The organism is Poriferisphaera corsica (assembly GCF_007747445.1).
GTDB lineage: Bacteria > Planctomycetota > Phycisphaerae > Phycisphaerales > Phycisphaeraceae > Poriferisphaera > Poriferisphaera corsica.
Map to the genome: position 1 here is coordinate 1635926 of NZ_CP036425.1, position 16848 is coordinate 1652773.

The 16848-nt window shown below is 49.1% G+C and carries 26 protein-coding genes and 1 pseudogene; 3 read left to right on the forward strand and 24 right to left on the reverse strand.

Translation table 11 applies throughout. From position 1 onward, the window contains the following. The first annotated feature begins 265 nt into the window (after positions 1-265). The 3 genes from KS4_RS18015 (at position 266) to KS4_RS06585 (ending at position 2506) form a co-directional block, all read left to right on the forward strand. The gene (locus tag KS4_RS18015; protein WP_145076306.1) at positions 266-730 is read left to right on the forward strand and encodes an RNA recognition motif domain-containing protein; all 465 of its coding nucleotides are present in this window, start codon (positions 266-268) and stop codon (positions 728-730) included. Positions 731-885: 155 nt separating this feature from the next. Continuing rightward, positions 886-1401 carry a lactoylglutathione lyase family protein gene (locus KS4_RS06580; protein ID WP_145076308.1) on the forward strand — a complete coding sequence of 172 codons (516 nt, stop codon included), beginning with the start codon at positions 886-888 and terminating at the stop codon, positions 1399-1401. A gap of 133 nt (positions 1402-1534) precedes the next feature. Then, entirely contained in the window at positions 1535-2506 is a 972-nt protein-coding gene (locus KS4_RS06585; RefSeq protein WP_145076310.1) for a DMT family transporter, read from the forward strand. Between the two features lie 20 nt (positions 2507-2526). Here KS4_RS06585 and KS4_RS06590 read toward each other — a convergent pair whose 3' ends face one another. The 24 genes and pseudogenes from KS4_RS06590 to rplV form a co-directional block, all read right to left on the reverse strand. Then, positions 2527-3723: a hypothetical protein gene (locus KS4_RS06590; protein ID WP_145076312.1), complete on the reverse strand. Its 1197-nt coding sequence runs from the start codon at positions 3721-3723 to the stop codon at positions 2527-2529. Positions 3724-3744: 21 nt separating this feature from the next. After that, on the reverse strand, positions 3745-3885 hold the full coding sequence (locus KS4_RS17545) for a hypothetical protein (protein ID WP_200761649.1): 141 nt from the start codon (positions 3883-3885) through the stop codon (positions 3745-3747). Between the two features lie 162 nt (positions 3886-4047). Continuing rightward, positions 4048-4662 carry a 50S ribosomal protein L17 gene (rplQ, locus tag KS4_RS06595; protein ID WP_145076314.1) on the reverse strand — a complete coding sequence of 205 codons (615 nt, stop codon included), beginning with the start codon at positions 4660-4662 and terminating at the stop codon, positions 4048-4050. Positions 4663-4916: 254 nt separating this feature from the next. Next, on the reverse strand, positions 4917-5939 hold the full coding sequence (locus tag KS4_RS06600) for a DNA-directed RNA polymerase subunit alpha (RefSeq protein WP_145076316.1): 1023 nt from the start codon (positions 5937-5939) through the stop codon (positions 4917-4919). A gap of 151 nt (positions 5940-6090) precedes the next feature. After that, positions 6091-6468 carry a 30S ribosomal protein S11 gene (rpsK, locus tag KS4_RS06605; RefSeq protein ID WP_145076318.1) on the reverse strand — a complete coding sequence of 126 codons (378 nt, stop codon included), beginning with the start codon at positions 6466-6468 and terminating at the stop codon, positions 6091-6093. Positions 6469-6693: 225 nt separating this feature from the next. Next, positions 6694-7077 (reverse strand): 30S ribosomal protein S13, encoded by a 384-nt coding sequence (gene rpsM, locus KS4_RS06610; protein WP_145076320.1) that lies wholly within the window; start codon positions 7075-7077, stop codon positions 6694-6696. 70 nt (positions 7078-7147) lie between these two features. Further along, positions 7148-7261, reverse strand: coding sequence for a 50S ribosomal protein L36 (rpmJ, locus tag KS4_RS06615; RefSeq protein ID WP_145076322.1), 114 nt, complete (start codon positions 7259-7261; stop codon positions 7148-7150). A 34-nt stretch (positions 7262-7295) separates the two neighbouring features. After that, a complete protein-coding gene (gene infA / locus KS4_RS06620; protein ID WP_145076324.1) occupies positions 7296-7511 on the reverse strand; it encodes a translation initiation factor IF-1 in 216 nt (71 codons plus the stop codon). An 84-nt stretch (positions 7512-7595) separates the two neighbouring features. After that, entirely contained in the window at positions 7596-8375 is a 780-nt protein-coding gene (gene map / locus KS4_RS06625) for a type I methionyl aminopeptidase (protein ID WP_145076326.1), read from the reverse strand. A gap of 275 nt (positions 8376-8650) precedes the next feature. Next, positions 8651-10045 (reverse strand): preprotein translocase subunit SecY, encoded by a 1395-nt coding sequence (gene secY, locus KS4_RS06630; RefSeq protein WP_145076328.1) that lies wholly within the window; start codon positions 10043-10045, stop codon positions 8651-8653. 218 nt (positions 10046-10263) lie between these two features. Next, a complete protein-coding gene (gene rplO, locus KS4_RS06635; RefSeq protein ID WP_145076330.1) occupies positions 10264-10713 on the reverse strand; it encodes a 50S ribosomal protein L15 in 450 nt (149 codons plus the stop codon). Between the two features lie 303 nt (positions 10714-11016). Beyond that, a pseudogene (gene rpsE, locus KS4_RS06640) lies at positions 11017-11505 on the reverse strand (30S ribosomal protein S5); the annotation flags it as partial. A gap of 24 nt (positions 11506-11529) precedes the next feature. Next, a complete protein-coding gene (gene rplR, locus KS4_RS06645) occupies positions 11530-11886 on the reverse strand; it encodes a 50S ribosomal protein L18 (RefSeq protein ID WP_145076334.1) in 357 nt (118 codons plus the stop codon). 60 nt (positions 11887-11946) lie between these two features. Next, complete coding sequence (gene rplF, locus KS4_RS06650) at positions 11947-12492, reverse strand: 50S ribosomal protein L6 (RefSeq protein WP_145076336.1); 546 nt, start codon at positions 12490-12492, stop codon at positions 11947-11949. Between the two features lie 59 nt (positions 12493-12551). Then, positions 12552-12950 carry a 30S ribosomal protein S8 gene (rpsH, locus tag KS4_RS06655; protein ID WP_145076338.1) on the reverse strand — a complete coding sequence of 133 codons (399 nt, stop codon included), beginning with the start codon at positions 12948-12950 and terminating at the stop codon, positions 12552-12554. Between the two features lie 72 nt (positions 12951-13022). Beyond that, entirely contained in the window at positions 13023-13292 is a 270-nt protein-coding gene (gene rpsN, locus KS4_RS06660) for a 30S ribosomal protein S14 (RefSeq protein WP_145076340.1), read from the reverse strand. A 45-nt stretch (positions 13293-13337) separates the two neighbouring features. Then, positions 13338-13907, reverse strand: a complete 570-nt coding sequence (gene rplE / locus KS4_RS06665) for a 50S ribosomal protein L5 (RefSeq protein ID WP_145076342.1) — start codon at positions 13905-13907, stop codon at positions 13338-13340. A 55-nt stretch (positions 13908-13962) separates the two neighbouring features. After that, positions 13963-14301 (reverse strand): 50S ribosomal protein L24, encoded by a 339-nt coding sequence (gene rplX, locus KS4_RS06670; RefSeq protein ID WP_145076344.1) that lies wholly within the window; start codon positions 14299-14301, stop codon positions 13963-13965. Positions 14302-14346: 45 nt separating this feature from the next. Then, positions 14347-14733 carry a 50S ribosomal protein L14 gene (rplN, locus tag KS4_RS06675; RefSeq protein WP_145076346.1) on the reverse strand — a complete coding sequence of 129 codons (387 nt, stop codon included), beginning with the start codon at positions 14731-14733 and terminating at the stop codon, positions 14347-14349. Positions 14734-14785: 52 nt separating this feature from the next. Then, positions 14786-15067, reverse strand: a complete 282-nt coding sequence (gene rpsQ, locus KS4_RS06680) for a 30S ribosomal protein S17 (RefSeq protein WP_145076348.1) — start codon at positions 15065-15067, stop codon at positions 14786-14788. Then, entirely contained in the window at positions 15067-15267 is a 201-nt protein-coding gene (gene rpmC, locus KS4_RS06685) for a 50S ribosomal protein L29 (protein WP_145076350.1), read from the reverse strand. The genes rpsQ and rpmC overlap by 1 nt, the downstream gene beginning before the upstream one ends. 39 nt (positions 15268-15306) lie before the next feature. Next, positions 15307-15723, reverse strand: coding sequence for a 50S ribosomal protein L16 (rplP, locus tag KS4_RS06690; RefSeq protein ID WP_145076352.1), 417 nt, complete (start codon positions 15721-15723; stop codon positions 15307-15309). A gap of 57 nt (positions 15724-15780) precedes the next feature. Further along, complete coding sequence (gene rpsC, locus KS4_RS06695; RefSeq protein ID WP_145076354.1) at positions 15781-16485, reverse strand: 30S ribosomal protein S3; 705 nt, start codon at positions 16483-16485, stop codon at positions 15781-15783. A 9-nt stretch (positions 16486-16494) separates the two neighbouring features. Then, positions 16495-16824: a 50S ribosomal protein L22 gene (gene rplV, locus KS4_RS06700; RefSeq protein ID WP_145076356.1), complete on the reverse strand. Its 330-nt coding sequence runs from the start codon at positions 16822-16824 to the stop codon at positions 16495-16497. Positions 16825-16848: the final 24 nt, after the last annotated feature.

Sequence of the window (16848 nt, forward strand, 5' to 3'; positions counted from 1 at the left end):
TGCTTATTTCTGTGAATATGCCGAGAATGGACTAAGTCTGTTACGGCGTACGTGCGGTAAACAGGAGAGTACGCGTTTTCTGGTCTAAGATCTGAACTCTTCTCTATCTGCTAATCACACATTAAGTTTCCGCTTTTTCAGATTCGTTGATTGAATCGGTGCACCCGCATCGACTTATGACTCTATGGGTCTGGCCACTTGGTTTGGCCCTTGTATTTTTTCTTAGATGAGCTGCAAAAAAGGCAGCAGATGGAGAACGTTTCCAATGAACATTTATGTCGGCAACATGAGCTATCAGACGACTGAAGACTCACTTCGCGCTCTGTTCGACAACTTTGGCACCGTTGATGAGGTGAAAATCATCATCGACCGTGCGACCGGCCGCTCAAAAGGCTTTGCCTTTGTAATTATGTCAGATGACGAAGAAGCGAATACTGCGATTGCCGAGCTCAACGATACTGAATTCGAAGGCCGTAATCTCAAGGTTAATGAAGCACAACCTCGCGAATCACGCCCACGCGGCGGTGGTGGCGGTGGCTACGGTGGTGGCGGCGGCGGTGGCCGTGGTGGCTACGGTGGCGGCGGCGGTGGCGGCGGCGGTCGTCGTGGCGGCGGCGGTGGTTACGGTGGCGGCGGTGGCGGCGGTGGTCGTCGCGGCGGCGGCGGTGGCTACGGCGGTGGCGGCGGCTACAGCGGTGGCGGCGGCGGTTACTCAAACCGTAGCTTCTAAGACTGTAATAGGTCTTACACCTAGTAGACTGCACATTTAAACATTCACAGCCCTCTTATCGGAGGGCTGTTTTTTTGTTTACATGACGATCATTGTCGGATCAGCACTTGTCTATGATTCCTATCACGACCGTCTTTGCGCAAAGAGAGGTTCTAATGACTAAAGAAGTTCAAAATGTCTATCCGCGTCGATTCTCACATGTTGGCTTATCTGTACCAAATCTTGATAAAGCGGTTGAGTTTTATCTTGAAGTGATGGGTTGGTATATCATCATGCCGCCTACCACGATTCACTCGGATGATTCTGCGATCGGTGTTATGTGTGATGATGTGTTCGGCAAAGGCTGGGGTTCATTCAAAATTGCCCATATGTCTACCGTCGACGGGATTGGTGTAGAGTTGTTCGAGTTTAAAGACAACTATACGCCAGATGAAAATCTCGACTACAACCGCACAGGGACATTCCATTTTTGCATACAGGATCCAGATGTCGAAGGTTTGGTAGAAAAAATTGTCGCACTAGGTGGTAAGCAACGAATGCCAATTCGATACTACTATCCTGGCGAAAAGCCATACCGTATGGTTTATGTCGAGGATCCATTCGGTATAGTTTTTGAAATTTACTCGCATTCTTATGAGCTAACATATTCTGCGGGGGCGTATCAAGAGTGATACGAAATTCGTACTGAAATCATTGAGACGTGGCCAAGTTTGGGTCACGTTTTTTTGTGGATTCTCATGTCCTACTGCTCTTGTTATAATCCGCCTCAATCGATTATGTTTCCCCACAATGAAGTAGAAGCACATGAGTAAGCAGTTAGATTCGAAGTTCCTCCCCATCATCGCCTTTTGGACAGTTGGTATCGTCTGGGGGATGACATACATTTTCATGAAATACGCGACCGATTTAATCACGCCAGATCAGGTCGCTTTTAGCCGCGTATTTTTTGGTTTCATTCCTGTCTTTATTGCGGCGCTTATTCAAAGAGCGATGAGTTTTAGTCATATTAAGCATATTCACCATTTCTTTGTCGCATCTTTGTTGGCTGCAACCGTCTACTACTTTGGATTCGCAAACGCAGCCGCATTACTGCCTTCAGGTATTAATGGTGCATTGGGTGGGAGCATTCCGCTGTTTGCTTTTATCTGTGCGGTGCTATTTTTACGAGATGAAAAAATCAATCTGAAAAAGATTGTTGGTGTACTTGTTGGGTTTGTTGGCGTCGTACTTATTGCTCGGCCAACGGGCCAAGATGTTAACGCGATCAATCCAATGGGCGTGTTCTACATCTTGCTCGCATCACTCAGTTGCGGTGCATCTTTTGTATATGTCCGGAAGTATATTTCGCCGCTAAAGATTCAACCCATCGCATTGGTAACCTATCAGCTTGGGCTCGCTACAATTACTTATCTGGTAATAACTGATTTTACAGGCTTTAATAATATCTGGACGTCACCGCGAGCTTATCTCGGTCTCATCATTGGGCTTGGACTGCTTGGGACTGGTTTTGCCTACATGATCTATTACTACATCGTCGATAAACTTGGAGCGATCACCGCATCTGCTTCAACTTATATTCCGCCCGTCGTCGCGTTATTAATCGGCTCTCTATTCACTAGTGAGTCTATTAGCCTAATAGACTACATTGCGACAGCTATTATTTTTCTTGGGGTACTATTACTCAGAGATGGTAAGCCAAGTAAGGCTGGCAAAGAAATTGAGAAGCAACAAAAGATCGAATCTGAAAAAACAGTTGTTCATGCAGATAGCATGTAATCAAGCAAGATGCAATTGGCTTATTCGCGGCCCAGATCGACAATCCAGATCATGATTCTGCCATCAATAGCACTTGTTTTCTTGTCCGTGCTCTCACTATCTTTGCTTAATTGCTCTTCGTTACTGAGATCCCACCAAACACTTTGGACAACAACCAGACTACCTGGCAACCGAACTTCGCTTACCGAGCGATAACGCCCGCCATACTCATTCACGCCACCTTCAGCATCGGTTTTTTCTAGCCGAGTTTCTTTTGTCTTATCTTGGCTTAAGCCAAGAAAGTGCTGTCTGCGATAGGCTTCCTCGTCTAGATCAGGATTAATATCCGCTTCGACTTCAACCTCGCGATAGCCTGCGGTTTCTGTACCTTGAGCACGCAAGCCAAGTGTTAATCCGACTCGTGCTATACCGTCGTCATTGATCTCGAACACCTTCACTTTCGCGCGAGCATGCCCTTGCATATTAGAATATGCAGCTTCGCCAACACCTTTTGGATTATCATCTGCGGATACCATCCACTGTTTACCAATGCGGCTTACCCAACTACTTCCGCCACCTTCAATCACTTGCCCCATCATCTGTACGGCTGCCCCACCGACCATCCCATCCAATCGTCGTTTGAGTTCTGTTGAATCCGCCGTATCAAGTGTGTGATGCTTCATTCGTACCAAGCCATCAATTCCTTCAGCATCAACATCAACCAAATAACCTCTGACAGTTATACCTAGCACATGTTTCGCATGCATCTGTTGATACATATTGAGTAACTTTTCGAAACGCTCTACTCCAGCTAAATCGCCTTCGACAAGCATCATTCTCCCGCCTTCACCCAGTACTCGTACTTGTACATCCTCAGACATATCACTCAAAAGCTGCATATCCTTTTGCATTCGCATGCTGATTCGAAGATTTCTTGAGGCGAAACGCCCTTCTTCACTCACACTGACGCCAGCTCGATCTGTTTCATCTGAAACATTTCGCTTTTCCAGGTCCTCAAGTCCCCAATTATCCTCTGCTAGTCCCCAATCGAGAACAGCAGCTCCCCATGACATGTCGTAAGTACGCGTCACGGATGTGTTGCCATTTGTGTCAACGACAGATATTTCATCTGTGGCGGTGATAGCAGAATGGCCTGTGGAGACAAATGAAATCACCACGAGGATAATCAAAAACATGATCAAAACGTGGATAAGACGGTAGGGTGTCATATCGTACATCGCGCATCCCGTCTCTCCCCATTACAGAACTACATGAAACCGAAGCGCATCGACAGCTTTCGTCGTTTTAGTAACTTTCTCCTTACTCACCTTATCATCCAATCCAAACTCTTCGCCTTCTACCTTCCATTTTTCATCCGCCATCAAACCTCTTGAATCCATCTTCCAAATCTCTATCCACACAATCGATCGGATAGATAAATCATCTTTCATTTTTTAGTTTATCACGTAGTTATCAGCCGCCTGTTTCTTGTCGGACGCACATAAAAAACGGCCAACTGCAAGAGCTAGCCGTTTTAATATTTATTGATGTCGAATCAAAGATTACTCTTTGTCTTCTTCAACCTCAGCTTCAACTTCTGCTTTCACCTCAGGGGCTTCCTGAGCTTCTTCCTTCGCGTCAGCCTTGCGTAGTTTCGCAGCGAACTCCATACGCTTGTTCGCTTTATCGCGACGACGTGAGAGCTGACCGCCGACCTGTGGTCCGGTGTCTTCATCACTCACGAGCATGATCACGCAGAGATCCGCACCGTCACCGATTCGGTGTTTGCCGAGCTTGACGATACGAGTGTAGCCGCCGTTACGGTCAGCAAACTTCGGTGCGATTTCATCGAAGAGATGCTTCACAACCTTAGGTGCTGCTTTACGCTCAATCTTTGTGATTTCGCCGTACTTGTTACGTGGTACGTTCTCGTCGTTTTCACCACGAACCATCAGCTTGTTTCCGCCGAGTGCAGCGATTGCACGACGACGTGAAGCAAGATCACCCTTCTTCGCGGATGTGATCAGCTTTTCTACGAATGGCTTAAGTGCTTTCGCCTTAGGGATGGTCGTTGTGATCTGACCATGTGTGAACAGAGCAACAGCCATGTTGCGGAACAATGCTTTACGATGTGCAGTATTTCGGCCAAGTTTACGGCCTGCGATACGGTGTCTCATCTTGGGTTCTCCTTATTGGATTATTGACGGGTCATCGCGGCTGAGACTGCTGCAATAACGAGCCACTCCCGTGAAACCAATCTATGCGTCACATAGATTCATTTACAACACATTCACGGGGCGGAGGTCTGACATCAGACCGAGGCGTTGAGGCCTCTTGAGATCACTATGTTTCAAGTGTTCTCGAAAGACACAGCCGTGACGTTAATCAGGGCTGTGCGTAAATTGCCTTATTTAACATCTCTAATCATAAATTAGAGGCCGGGGTTGCCGGTTTCGACTGCCTTCTTGATCTCAGGTGGCAATTGCATGCCAAGCTCAAGGCCAAGATCTGACAGTTTACGCTTCACTTCGCGGAGTGAAGTCTTGCCGAACGAACGAACCTTCATCAGGTCAGTCTCTGCGTATGCAACCAATTCTGCAACCGTTGCAGCTTTTGCTGACTCAAGGCAGTTGTTTGCACGGACAGACAAGTCTAATTCGCTGACAGGCATCTGAAGCTTACGGATCAGTTCCTCATCAACACGAGCAGCTGCAGCAGCTTGCTCTGAAGCTGTTTCCTGGCCCAACTCGAAATACATCACGAATGGGTTCAGGTGCTTACGCATGATCTTAGCGGCTTCAACCATGGCCATCTCAGGCGTCACAGTACCGTTTGTCCAGATCTCAAGCGTGAGTTTGTCGTAGTTGGTCTTTTGGCCCACACGCGTGTCATCGGTGCGGTAACGCACACGGGTAACAGGTGAGAAGTTCGCGTCAACCGGAATCACGCCGACTTCCTGATCCTTCGTACCATCGTACTGCTCGGAAGCAGGCATGTAGCCGCGGCCTTTTTCAACCGTGAATTCCATATCAAAGTCGATCTGCTTTGTCAGCGTAGCGATCACTTTCTCTGGATTCTCAATCGTGATTGATGTATCTGCTTCGATCAGTTCAGCGGTAACTTCACCGGGGCCTTCCGCCTGCAGACGCATGGTGCGGGTTTCATCACCTTCCATGTCAACGATGATGTCCTTGACGTTCAAAATAACGTCCGTGACATCTTCCATTACACCGTCAAGTGAGGAAAATTCGTGAGCAGCACCCTTGATTTTCACATTCGTGATCGCAGCACCTTCCAAAGAGGAAAGCAGGATGCGGCGAAGTGAGTTACCAATCGTCGTACCAAAACCACGCTCGAATGGCTCAACAGTAAATTTACCGTACGTGTCGGATGCGGTTGAATCTTCAAGATTCACGCGGTGAGGAAGTTCTAAACCTCTCCATCGGATTCGCATATCATGCTCCAATGATTCAGCAGATGTTATGAGGTAGTTGGCCGTGATTATCGCAATTCAGTTCTCTGCCGAATTAAACCAAATGCTTCTCTTCACGGGTAACAAAGAAAACAACCCTACTCTCGTTAAAGAGCAGGGTGCGAATCGTTTATTAGACGCGACGTTTCTTGCGTGGGCGGCAACCATTGTGAGGAATGGCAGTGTGATCTTCGATCGCTGTGATCTTGATACCAGCTGATTGAAGAGCAGTGGTTGCTGATTCGCGGCCAGGGCCTGCACCCTTGATGCGAACTTCAACTTCCTGAACACCCATCTTAGCAGCCTTTTGAGCCGCCTCTTCTGATGCACGCGTTGCGGCAAACGGGGTTGACTTACGTGAACCCTTGAAGCCGACTGCGCCAGCAGAACCCCAACAGATCGTTTCACCATTCATATCGGTGATCGTGATGATCGTGTTGTTGAAGGTGGATTTGATGTGGGCGATGCCACGTGAAACGTTACGACGTACTTTTTTCGTGCGCTTTGCCATTTGGCTATTACCTCGAAAATTGCTTGCGTTGCCACTCTCCTGAATGAACAAAAGGCGGGCAACTCATCCTCGATTATGTAGAAACGCGACCCACAATGAGTCGCGCATCAATATTTTGTCTGCATGCAGTAAGCTTGTCAAATTCAAGCCGCATGTAATTCCAGCATTCCCAATATCTTGAGAACAGTATCCAGAAGCTTATGATTAGCTTCCAGAACCCGTGGATTACTTCGCGCCCTTGATTGACTTCTTACCTGCAACCGTCTTCTTACGCCCCTTACGGGTACGAGCATTCGTCTTCGTTCGCTGACCACGACAAGGAAGACCTGCACGGTGACGGTAGCCGCGGTATGAACGAATGTCACGTAAGCGTTGGATGTTCTGGCCGATTTGACGACGCAGTGCACCTTCAACAACGTAATTGTTCTCAATCAGGTTTGCTAACTGAGCGAGTTGGTCCTCGTTCAGTGTGTGTGCACGAACCTGGCCGTCAATACCGGCTTCTTCGAGAATCAATTTGGCATGGTGGGGACCAACGCCGTAGATATACGTGAGTGAGATCCGGATTGGCTTATTATCCGGGATGTCAACACCGAGAATACGTGGCATGTTTAATTCCTCTTATCAATTCAAAACGGACGCGGATTATAGCAGAATCCGTCCGATTGTGTGCGGTTAATTACCCTTGGCGCTGCTTATGCTTTGGGTTTGTGCAAATCACGCGAACGACGCCTTTGCGACGCACGATCTTGCAGTTCTCACAGATACGCTTGACTGAAGCACGTACTTTCATAATTCACCTCAAGATGCCCTTAACAGGCTTTATCTTAGTGTCTATAGGTAATGCGGCCCTTCGACAGATCGTATGGACTGATCTCAACAGTCACTCGGTCACCGGGAAGAATACGAATGTAGTGCATACGCATCTTTCCAGAGATATGAGCGATCATTTCATGATCATTTTCCAGCTTTACTCGAAACATTGCGTTAGGCAACGCCTCGAGAATCTCGCCATCAAATTGAAGTTTGTCTTCCTTGGCCAAGTTTTACCTCGTTTTTCTCACAGTTATGCGAGTTATCTTATCTCTACATCAGCACGCTGATGTTACTTACTTCCTTGTACAGGCTCAATTACCATCAGTCAGAGGCACAGCGCCGTCTTTCGTGATCGCAACCGTGTGCTCGTAGTGAGCAGATGGTTTCCCATCTAGTGTCACAACCGTCCAACCATCACGAAGTGTTTTCACTTCTTTTGTGCCCAGATTGCACATCGGCTCGACCGCCAAAACCAGTCCCTCGCGTAAATTAATGTCATTTCGCATCAATTCACGCGACACATAGTTCGGCACCTTCGGGTCTTCATGCATTTGTCTGCCAATACCGTGGCCAACAAAATCCTGAACAACACCATAACCCTGCTTATCAGCATACCTTTGCATCAGTCGAGCGATCTGTGACCACTTCCGACCTGGCTTCATTTCACTGATCGCCAGATTCAGGATGTGCTCCGTATCCTCACACAGTTTGCGTGTTTCAGGAGCGACATCCCCGACTAAAATCGTTACTGCTGCGTCTCCACACCAGCCATCGATCTGTACGCCAACATCCAGCGAGATGATATCACCGTCTTTTACGACTGTTTCATCAGCGATCCCATGTACCACAACTTCATTCATGCTGATGCATGCGTTGCTTGGGAACCCCTCGCCAGAGCGGTAGGTTGGATAATTGAGAAAGAGGTTTCGGGCACCCGCATCTTTAATCAGACGCCCTACTTCTTCATCGAGATCCAGCAGTGTCACGCCTGGCTTGCAGATTTCTTCGATTCGACGATGAATCCGCTTCACTATGCGGCCGGCTGCACGCATTTTCTCGATTTCTTTGGGGGATTTCAGTACTACTGCCATGGGGCTGTCCTCATGAATGGTCAGCCGACTGGCGAATCTGAAATCGTACCACGGCTGTACATCCTTGACAAGTCAAGCTTGCTTACGAATGAACGATTGTCTAATAGCCCATGAGTCTTCAGGAACTGTCTAGTCCGCCTTATTTTCAGCGATCTAGTTCTCTCGGCTTACCGAGAGAACTATTCCGGGGGGGATGAGTGCCGTGTTTGCGTGTTGGGGCTGAGTTTTCGATGTACTTCTTTGCAGGGCAGGGGCTTACAGCGATTTAAACCGCCTTAATGCCTAGCTCCGCGTATTTTCGGTCCCTTGCCATCGCCTTGAGCGAGGAAGCCAGGATAGTTACGCATCAGTAATTGAGCCTCGATCCGCTGCACGAAGTCCAGCATCACGGAAACAACAATCAATAGACCCGTACCACCGAGGAACTGTGATACCCGGAAATCGACGTTCATTAAACCCGCCACAATGGTTGGGATAATCGCGATCACTGCCAAGAAGCCAGCACCGACATATGTGATGCGCTCCATGACTGTTTCCAAATATTCAGCCGTACGTGGTCCCGGACGACGGCCCGGGATAAATGAGCCATGATCTCTTAGCTGATTAGCCATTTCCTTCGGCTGGAACTGAACCGTGGTCCAGAAGTAAGCGAAGAAGAAGATCATACCCACGAATGCCAGCACATACAGGTAGCCCTGAAGGTTGGCAAAGTTTTCATTCAGAATCCGAACAACATACGCCCACCATACCGGGCTGTCGTTACCAACCGTGTTATTGAGCAAACCAACCAGCATTGACGGGAAGATCATCAGTGACTGAGCAAAGATGATCGGCATCACGCCGCCGTGGTTCACTCGCAATGGCAAGTATGACTTCTGACCACCATACACGCGGCGACCGCGAGTGTGTTTCGCCTGCTGGATCGGGATGCGGCGCTGACCCTGTGTGATAATGATCGCACCAGCGACAACCGCGATAAACGCAGCCACTAGGAACACAACCGTCATCGGGCCATATTGAGCATCACCCGCGTTCAGCGAGAAACCATCATAAATCGTACCGATTGCTGCTGGCATGCCTGCAATAATACCCGCCGTAATAATCAGCGAAATACCGTTACCGATGCCGTACTTATCAATCTGCTCCCCCAACCACATCAGGAATACCGTACCCGCGGTCAGACAGACAACGCCTGTGACCCAGAACAGTAAGCCACCAACATACTCTGGATAAACCAGTGGTGATGCACCAGACTGTAAGAATTTCAGCCAGAAAACTGACTGTACCAGACACAACGCAACCGTCGCGTACCGAGTATATTCTTGAATCTTTTGACGTCCCGCAGGCCCTTCCTTCTGAAGTGCCTTCAGTGGTTCCCAAACCGTACCCAGCAGCTGGAAAATAATCGCAGCTGAGATGTATGGCATGATCCCCAGACCAAAAATCGTTGATTGTGCTAGGTTACCACCGGTGAAAATACCCACATAGGCAATCAAGTTGCCCACCGCTCCGCCTTCTGCCTTTTCAGCCCATTCCTTCAGAGCGATCTGGTTGACGCCCGGGAGTGTGATGAAGAAGCCGATGCGATAAATCGCGAGCATCGCAAGCGTAAATAGTAGCTTGACTCTGAGTTCGCGGATTCGAAATATGTTGAAGAATGCTTGCAGCATGTGCTTTTCAATCCTGATGCGTCGTCTCTTGGAATTCCGGAAATTCTATCCCTCTCCCGTACAACCCTCTTTAGGCCTATGTAAATGGGAAAGGAGGGAGTTTAGGCCCTCCTGTCACTTTCATCTTTAGACCTGCTCATAGTTTAACGAATTTGAGCGATTCATGTGTAATTGTGGGATTGTGTTTGCCGTGGATTGTAGACGGGGCTGCTGCTGATTTACTCAGCAACTGTGACCGAACCGCCAGCTTTCTCGATTTTCTCCGAAGCAGACTTGGAGAATTTCGCAGCCGTTACGTTCAGCTTCTTCGCAATGTCACCCTGACCAAGGATCTTCACCGGCAGCTTCGTGCTGCGGATCAGGCCAACCTTGACCAGCATGTCTGGATTGACTTCTGCACCATCGTCAAAACGAGCTTCGAGAGCTTTCGTATTCACGATTGAGAAGTGTTTACGGAAGTTTGCATTCGTAAACCCACGCTTAGCGACACGTCTAAACAGCGGCATTTGACCGCCTTCGTGGGCACCATTATTGGAGTACCCTGAACGTGACCCGGCACCCTTATGCCCGCGACCGGCAGTCTTGCCAGTTCCGGACCCAGGACCGCGGCCGACTCGCTTGCGCTTTTTGTGTGCGCCAACCTTTGCTGTAATCTCGTGGATCATCATGGTGATTTATCACTCCTGCTTTCAGAGCCTCGCTCCGATAAAGCTAATTAATCTTGTTCAATCGAATTATTCGCTCTTGGTTTCTTCCGCAGGTGCGTCAGCCTTAGGAGCTGCTGCTGCCGGGGCTTCTGCCTTTGGAGCTTCTTGCTCGTTGCGACGTGGACGACGGCCACCCTTTTTACCACCGGGCTTCTTCTGCCCAACAGTGTTAACAGGTGCTTTCGCCTTCTCGGTTGCTCCAGCCGTGTCAGTTGCTTCTGACATGTACTTCTTCGAAGCATCGAGAATCTCGTCAACAGCAGTCTTCTCGAGTTTCACACCGCGAAGTGCTTCAACATCTGTACGAAGACGTAGTGCGAGCAAACCTTCAAGAACAGCCTTAGAAAGGTTCTTGTGATTGTTTGAACCGTAAGACTTCGTCAAACAGTCAACAACACCAGCCATTTCCAATACCGCACGAACTGTCGCACCGGCAATAACACCGGTACCAGGTGCAGCAGGGATCAAACGTACGCTTGAAGCGCCGAATTTGCCCTGAACTGGGTGAGGAAGGGTACCTGCTTTAAGGATCACCTTCTTCATGTTCTTTTTAGCGTCTTTTTGTGCCTTTTCGATTGCAGCTGGCACGCCTGGGGCTTTGCCATAGCCGATGCCGACGGAACCGTTACGGTCACCGACAACAACCAATGCTGCGAAGGAGAAACGACGTCCGCCTTTAACGACAGTCGCGGTTCTATAAATGCCCAGGGTGGTTGATTCCAGGGCTTGTGTTTCTGCTAATACTTCCGCCATGTTCTTTCCTATCAGCCTTTGGTATTAGAACTTCAGCCCAGCTTCACGAGCAGCGTCGGCAAGAGCCTTGACGCGACCGTGATAACGGAAGCCGTTTCGATCAAACTGAACTTTTTCAATGCCCGCAGCCTTGGCTTTTTCAGCAATATCCTTGCCGATTAGCTTTGCCGCTTCAACGTTGCCACCATTGCTGGCCTTCGCTGCGATCGAGCTGGTAGACACAAGTGTCTTACCCGCAAGGTCATCAACGATCTGAGCATATGTGTGCTTCGCTGAACGGAAGATGCTGAGGCGTGGGTGATCCGCCGTGCCGATGACACGCTTGCGGATGCCGATCTTTCGGCGGGTGCGACGCAATGTTTTAAGTTTATTCTTTTCCATCTCTTACTCTCATCTTCAGGCGTCAGGTGCGCCTTACTGGTTGATGGTTGATATTCTGGTTTAGCTACCGAATGCTTTGCCTTGCTTACGCGTGACAACTTCGTTGAGGTAGCGAACGCCCTTACCGTTATATGGTTCAGGCTTACGGTGGGAACGACAAGCCGCGGCACATTCGCCAACTTTCTGCTTGTCCGCACCAGTAATCGCAATGTGCTGCTGCTGTTTAACTTCAACAGTCACACCCATTGGGATAGGCACGATTCGTGTGTCAGCATAACCCAAGTTCAGGTGCACTTCTTGCCCCTTCACCTGTGCCGACCAACCGACACCAACGATCTGCAATTCTTTTTTGTAACCCTTAGTCACACCTTCGATCATGTTAGCGATCAGTGTGCGGGTTGTGCCGTGCATTGACTTCGCAGCTCGAGAGTCATCGATGCGTTCCACAACGACTTCTTTTGCTTCTTCGTCAACTTTAACAGTCACTTCAGCACGGTGTGCGTATGTCAGGGTTGCATTACCCTTGCTAACGACAATGTCATTGCCGTTGAGCTTCACATTAGCGCCGTCTGTGATCGGGACTGCTTTTTTGCCGATTCTTGACATTACTTATTCCTTTAAAGTCTGCATCCCATGCAGAGATTACGACTGAATAGTGACTCGCACTACTCAACAATACAAATCAGTTCGCCACCGACGTTCTCAGTGCGTGCTTTACGGTCTGACATCACACCCTTAGGGGTGGAAACGATACAGATACCGAGGCCTGCGAGAGGACGTGGGAGATCACTCACCTTCTTGTACACACGACGGCCAGGCTTGGATTCACGAGTCATACTGTGGATCACTTGTTCGCCATTAGGGCCGTAGCGCAGGTCGAGTCGAAGAATACCTTGGCGGCCATCTTCAATGACATTAAAGTCATTGACATAGCCTTCCTCTTTAAGGACGCCAGCTATACCACTACAGACTTTGCTGTTGCGGATATCAACGTTCTTCTTATTCGACCGAGCCGCGTTGCGGATTCGGGTGAGCATATCAGCGATAGGGTCGCTCAGAGACATCTACGTTCTCCAGAAATTCGCTGGTCAGTGGTTCGTTTATGTCCGAACCGGGGACTGACGATGGTGTTCGGTTTACCAGGAAGCCTTACGCATGCCGGGAATCTTGCCTTCTAATGCAAGCTTGCGAAGCATGTTACGGGAAATCTTAAACTTGCGATAATAGCCCTTGGTTCGGCCTGTCAACGCACACATATTTACCTGACGAGTCGGGCTGGCGTCGCGGGGCAGACGTGTCAAACCAACGTAGTCGCCTTCTTCCTTCATCTTCTTACGGATTTCAGCATACTTATCAATGGTTTTTTGCACGCGGGCATTGCGAGTATAAGTCGATTTCGAGGACATTTATCTCTCCAATCTTCGGCTTTCACCGAACGATTTTCTTATTCCTTAGTTACGCTTCTCTTTCTTAGCAAAGGGCATGCCAAGCTGCTTCAATACTTCACGGGATTGATCATCAGTTGAGTTTTTAAAGACCATCGTGATGTTCATACCGTGCGTGAACGATGCATTCGCCATATCAACTTCTGGGAAAATCGCTTGTTCTTGGATTCCGAAGTTGTAATTGCCGCGACCATCAAAGCTTTTGTCGCTAAGGCCACGGAAGTCCTTAATTCGTGGAATCGAAAGATTGATCAAACGATCCAAGAACTCCCACATACGGTCACCGCGAAGTGTCACCATGGCACCGACTTCATAACCAGCACGAAGCTTAAAGTTAGAAACGGATTTCTTCGCCTTCTTCATTACAGGTGCCTGACCTGTAACCATAGCGAGCGTTTTGATGACCTGTTCACGAGCAGCTGGCTTAATCTTCGTGCCTTCAAGCTGCTTACCAAGACCGACACTCAGGACGATCTTTTCTAAACGAGGCAGAGCCATGATATTCTTCACGCCGAATGTTTCAGCGATCTTGGCTTTGATCTCGTCGTTGTATTGTACTTTAAGCCTGGGTTTCATTGTTTTATCCTTGCTTGGCAGGGGTCAAGTACCGCTACCTGGATGCGAAATTAATTTACTTCTTTGCTTTTTTAAGCTCAGGTCCGATCTGTTCACCGGTTGACGCTGCAACACGGATCTTCGAACCGTCATCTTTCTTTACGAAGCGTACGCGGGTCGCTTTTTTGTTCCCGTCGACTGGCTGTACGTTGGAAATGTGTATTGGCATTTCCTTTTCGATAGTGCCGCCTTGTGGGTTGGTTTGCGTTGGCTTCAGGTGCTTCTTGCGAACATTAACACCTTCAACGATAACGCGATCTTGCTCAGGAATGACGCGGAGGATCTTAGCGATCTTTCCTTTGTCACTACCAGCGTTGACCTTCACTTCGTCGCCTTTTCTTACGTGTCTTGCCATGACTTTACCTTTTAAATCTATCTGGCTGTTTCGTGCTGAGCTTGCTTACACAACCTCAGAAGCGAGCGAAACGATCTTCATGTAATTCTGTTCACGCAATTCACGGGCGACTGCACCAAAGATACGTGTGCCGCGTGGGTTGCCGTCGTCGTTGATCAGTACGATCGCGTTACGATCAAACCGAACATAAGAACCGTCTTTACGACGAACAGGGTAATTTGTGCGGACGACAACACCTTTGACGATGGTGCCTGTCTTCATGTCACTGCCGGGCAGGGACTTCTTAACAGAGCAAACCACTTTGTCACCAACGCCTGCGGATGGGCGAGTGCTTCTTCCGCGAGCAGTACTTGTACCGAGTACGCGGATTACATATGCAATCTTTGCACCCGTGTTATCTGCTACATCTACTCTGGATTCTTGCTGAATCATTGCTGTTATCCTTCAAGCGGCCTTGCCGCCGTACACAAACTGTCAGCTGTGATTAGTTTTCGTTACGAGCTGCTTCGACCACGCGGACGAGTCTCCAAGACTTCGTCTTGCTGATTGGCCTGCAGGATGCGATCTCAACGCGATCGCCATTCTTTGAGGCATTCTCAGGGTCGTGCACATGGAACTTCGCTGTACGTGCAAGGAACTTGCCGTACTTTTTGTGCTGCGACTGGTAGTCGATCGCAACGGTACGAGTCTTGTCACGCTGGTCGCTCACGACAGTACCGATCTTAGTACCGGTCAAACGCCTTTTGTTTTCAGTTGCATCAGTCATTATTTGCTCTCCTGCAGCTGGCGCTGGCGCTGCTCTGTCAAGATACGTGCGATATCGCGTTTGATGTTGCCGAGCTGACGGGGGTTCTCAATCTTCTCAGTCACTGCCTGACACTTGAGTTCAAACAGTTGCTTGCGAAGACGAGCAACCTCTTCGGTCATCTCTGCATCGCTCATTTTGTGAACTTCGCTCTTCTTCATGGTCTTTATCCAATTCCGCTTTCACGGATTAATTCTTCCTTACGCGTGACGACGCTCAACGAAGCGGCAACGGAATGGCATCTTGTACGCAACACGCATGAACGCGCTACGTGCCAAGTCTTTTGGCACACCGGTCAGTTCGTAAATCACCTGACCAGGCTTGATGCATGCCACCCAGTATTCGGGCTCAGCCTTACCTTTACCCATACGGGTTTCCAGTGGCTTCTTACTGATAGGCTTGTCTGGGAACACGCGGACAAACAATTTGCCTTCGCGGCTCACATACTGACGGGCTGCAATACGACCAGCTTCAATCTGGCGTGCTGTCAGCCAGCCACCTTCAGTGACCTGCAGACCGAAATCTCCGTACGCAACATAGTTGCCACGGGTCGCAACGCCGCGGTTTTTACCACGTTGTTGCTTGCGGAATCTAACTCGTTTGGGCATAAGAGGCATGGTATTGCTTCCCAAACACGACGAAACTCGCCGTGAAAAACGTTTTTAATATTGAATTTAGCGACGACCACGGGCACGAGGACGTGCACCTGCTGCCTTCGACTGAATTTCACCTTCTTTGATCTCTTCATACAGACCCTTGTAGATCCATACTTTGACACCAAGAATGCCGTACGTCGTGAGTGCTTCAGCGAAACCGTAATCAATGTTTGCTTGAAGCGTTGCCAGTGGAACCGCACCAAGGCGGATATCTTCCCGGCGACTCATCTCATGACCACCAAGGCGGCCTGAAAGCTGAATCTTCACGCCCTTCGCACCAGCTGTCATACATGCGTCTGCCTTCATCTTCATGATGCGGCGGAAGCTTGCACGCTTCTTCAGCTGCTCTGCCAAAGATTCTGCAACCAACTGAGCTTCAAGATCAGGATTACCAATCTCAATACAGTTGATCACTACGTTACGGCCAGTTAGCTTCTGAAGTTCCTGAGTCAGAGCGTCAATCTCTGAACCCTTAGGACCAATCACAAGACCCGGACGTGCCGTGCGAACGATGACTTTCAATTCTTCGCGGGTACGCTCGATATGAATGTCACTCACCGCTGCGAACGGAGGACGACGATTCAATCGCTTATCACAGAACTCACGGATTTTCTGGTCTTCGACCAGCAACTCGCCGTATAGCGCCTTTGGTGCATACCAGCGACTCTTGTGAGCTTCCGTAATACCGACGCGGAACCCGAATGGATGTACTTTCTGTCCCATGTTATTTCCTTATGCTTCGCTTACCGCAACGGTGATGTGGCTTGAACGCTTCATAATCGGGTGAGCACGGCCACGGTCCTTCGGTTGGAAACGCTTCATCGTCGGCCCTTCATCTACACGTGCTTCTGTCACCTGCAAATTCCGGATATTGACCTCTGCCTGATCTGCATTTGCGATCGCGGCATTCAGAGCATTTTTCACAAACACGGCTGCGCGTTTCTTGGACGTCGCCAGCATCGACAGTGCTTCATCCACTGACTTGCCGCTGATCATGTCCGTCACCAACCGAGCTTTGCTCGGGCTGATGCGTGCACCGCGATGTACATTTGTATAAGCCATCGTAATTTTTCCTGCTTATATTCA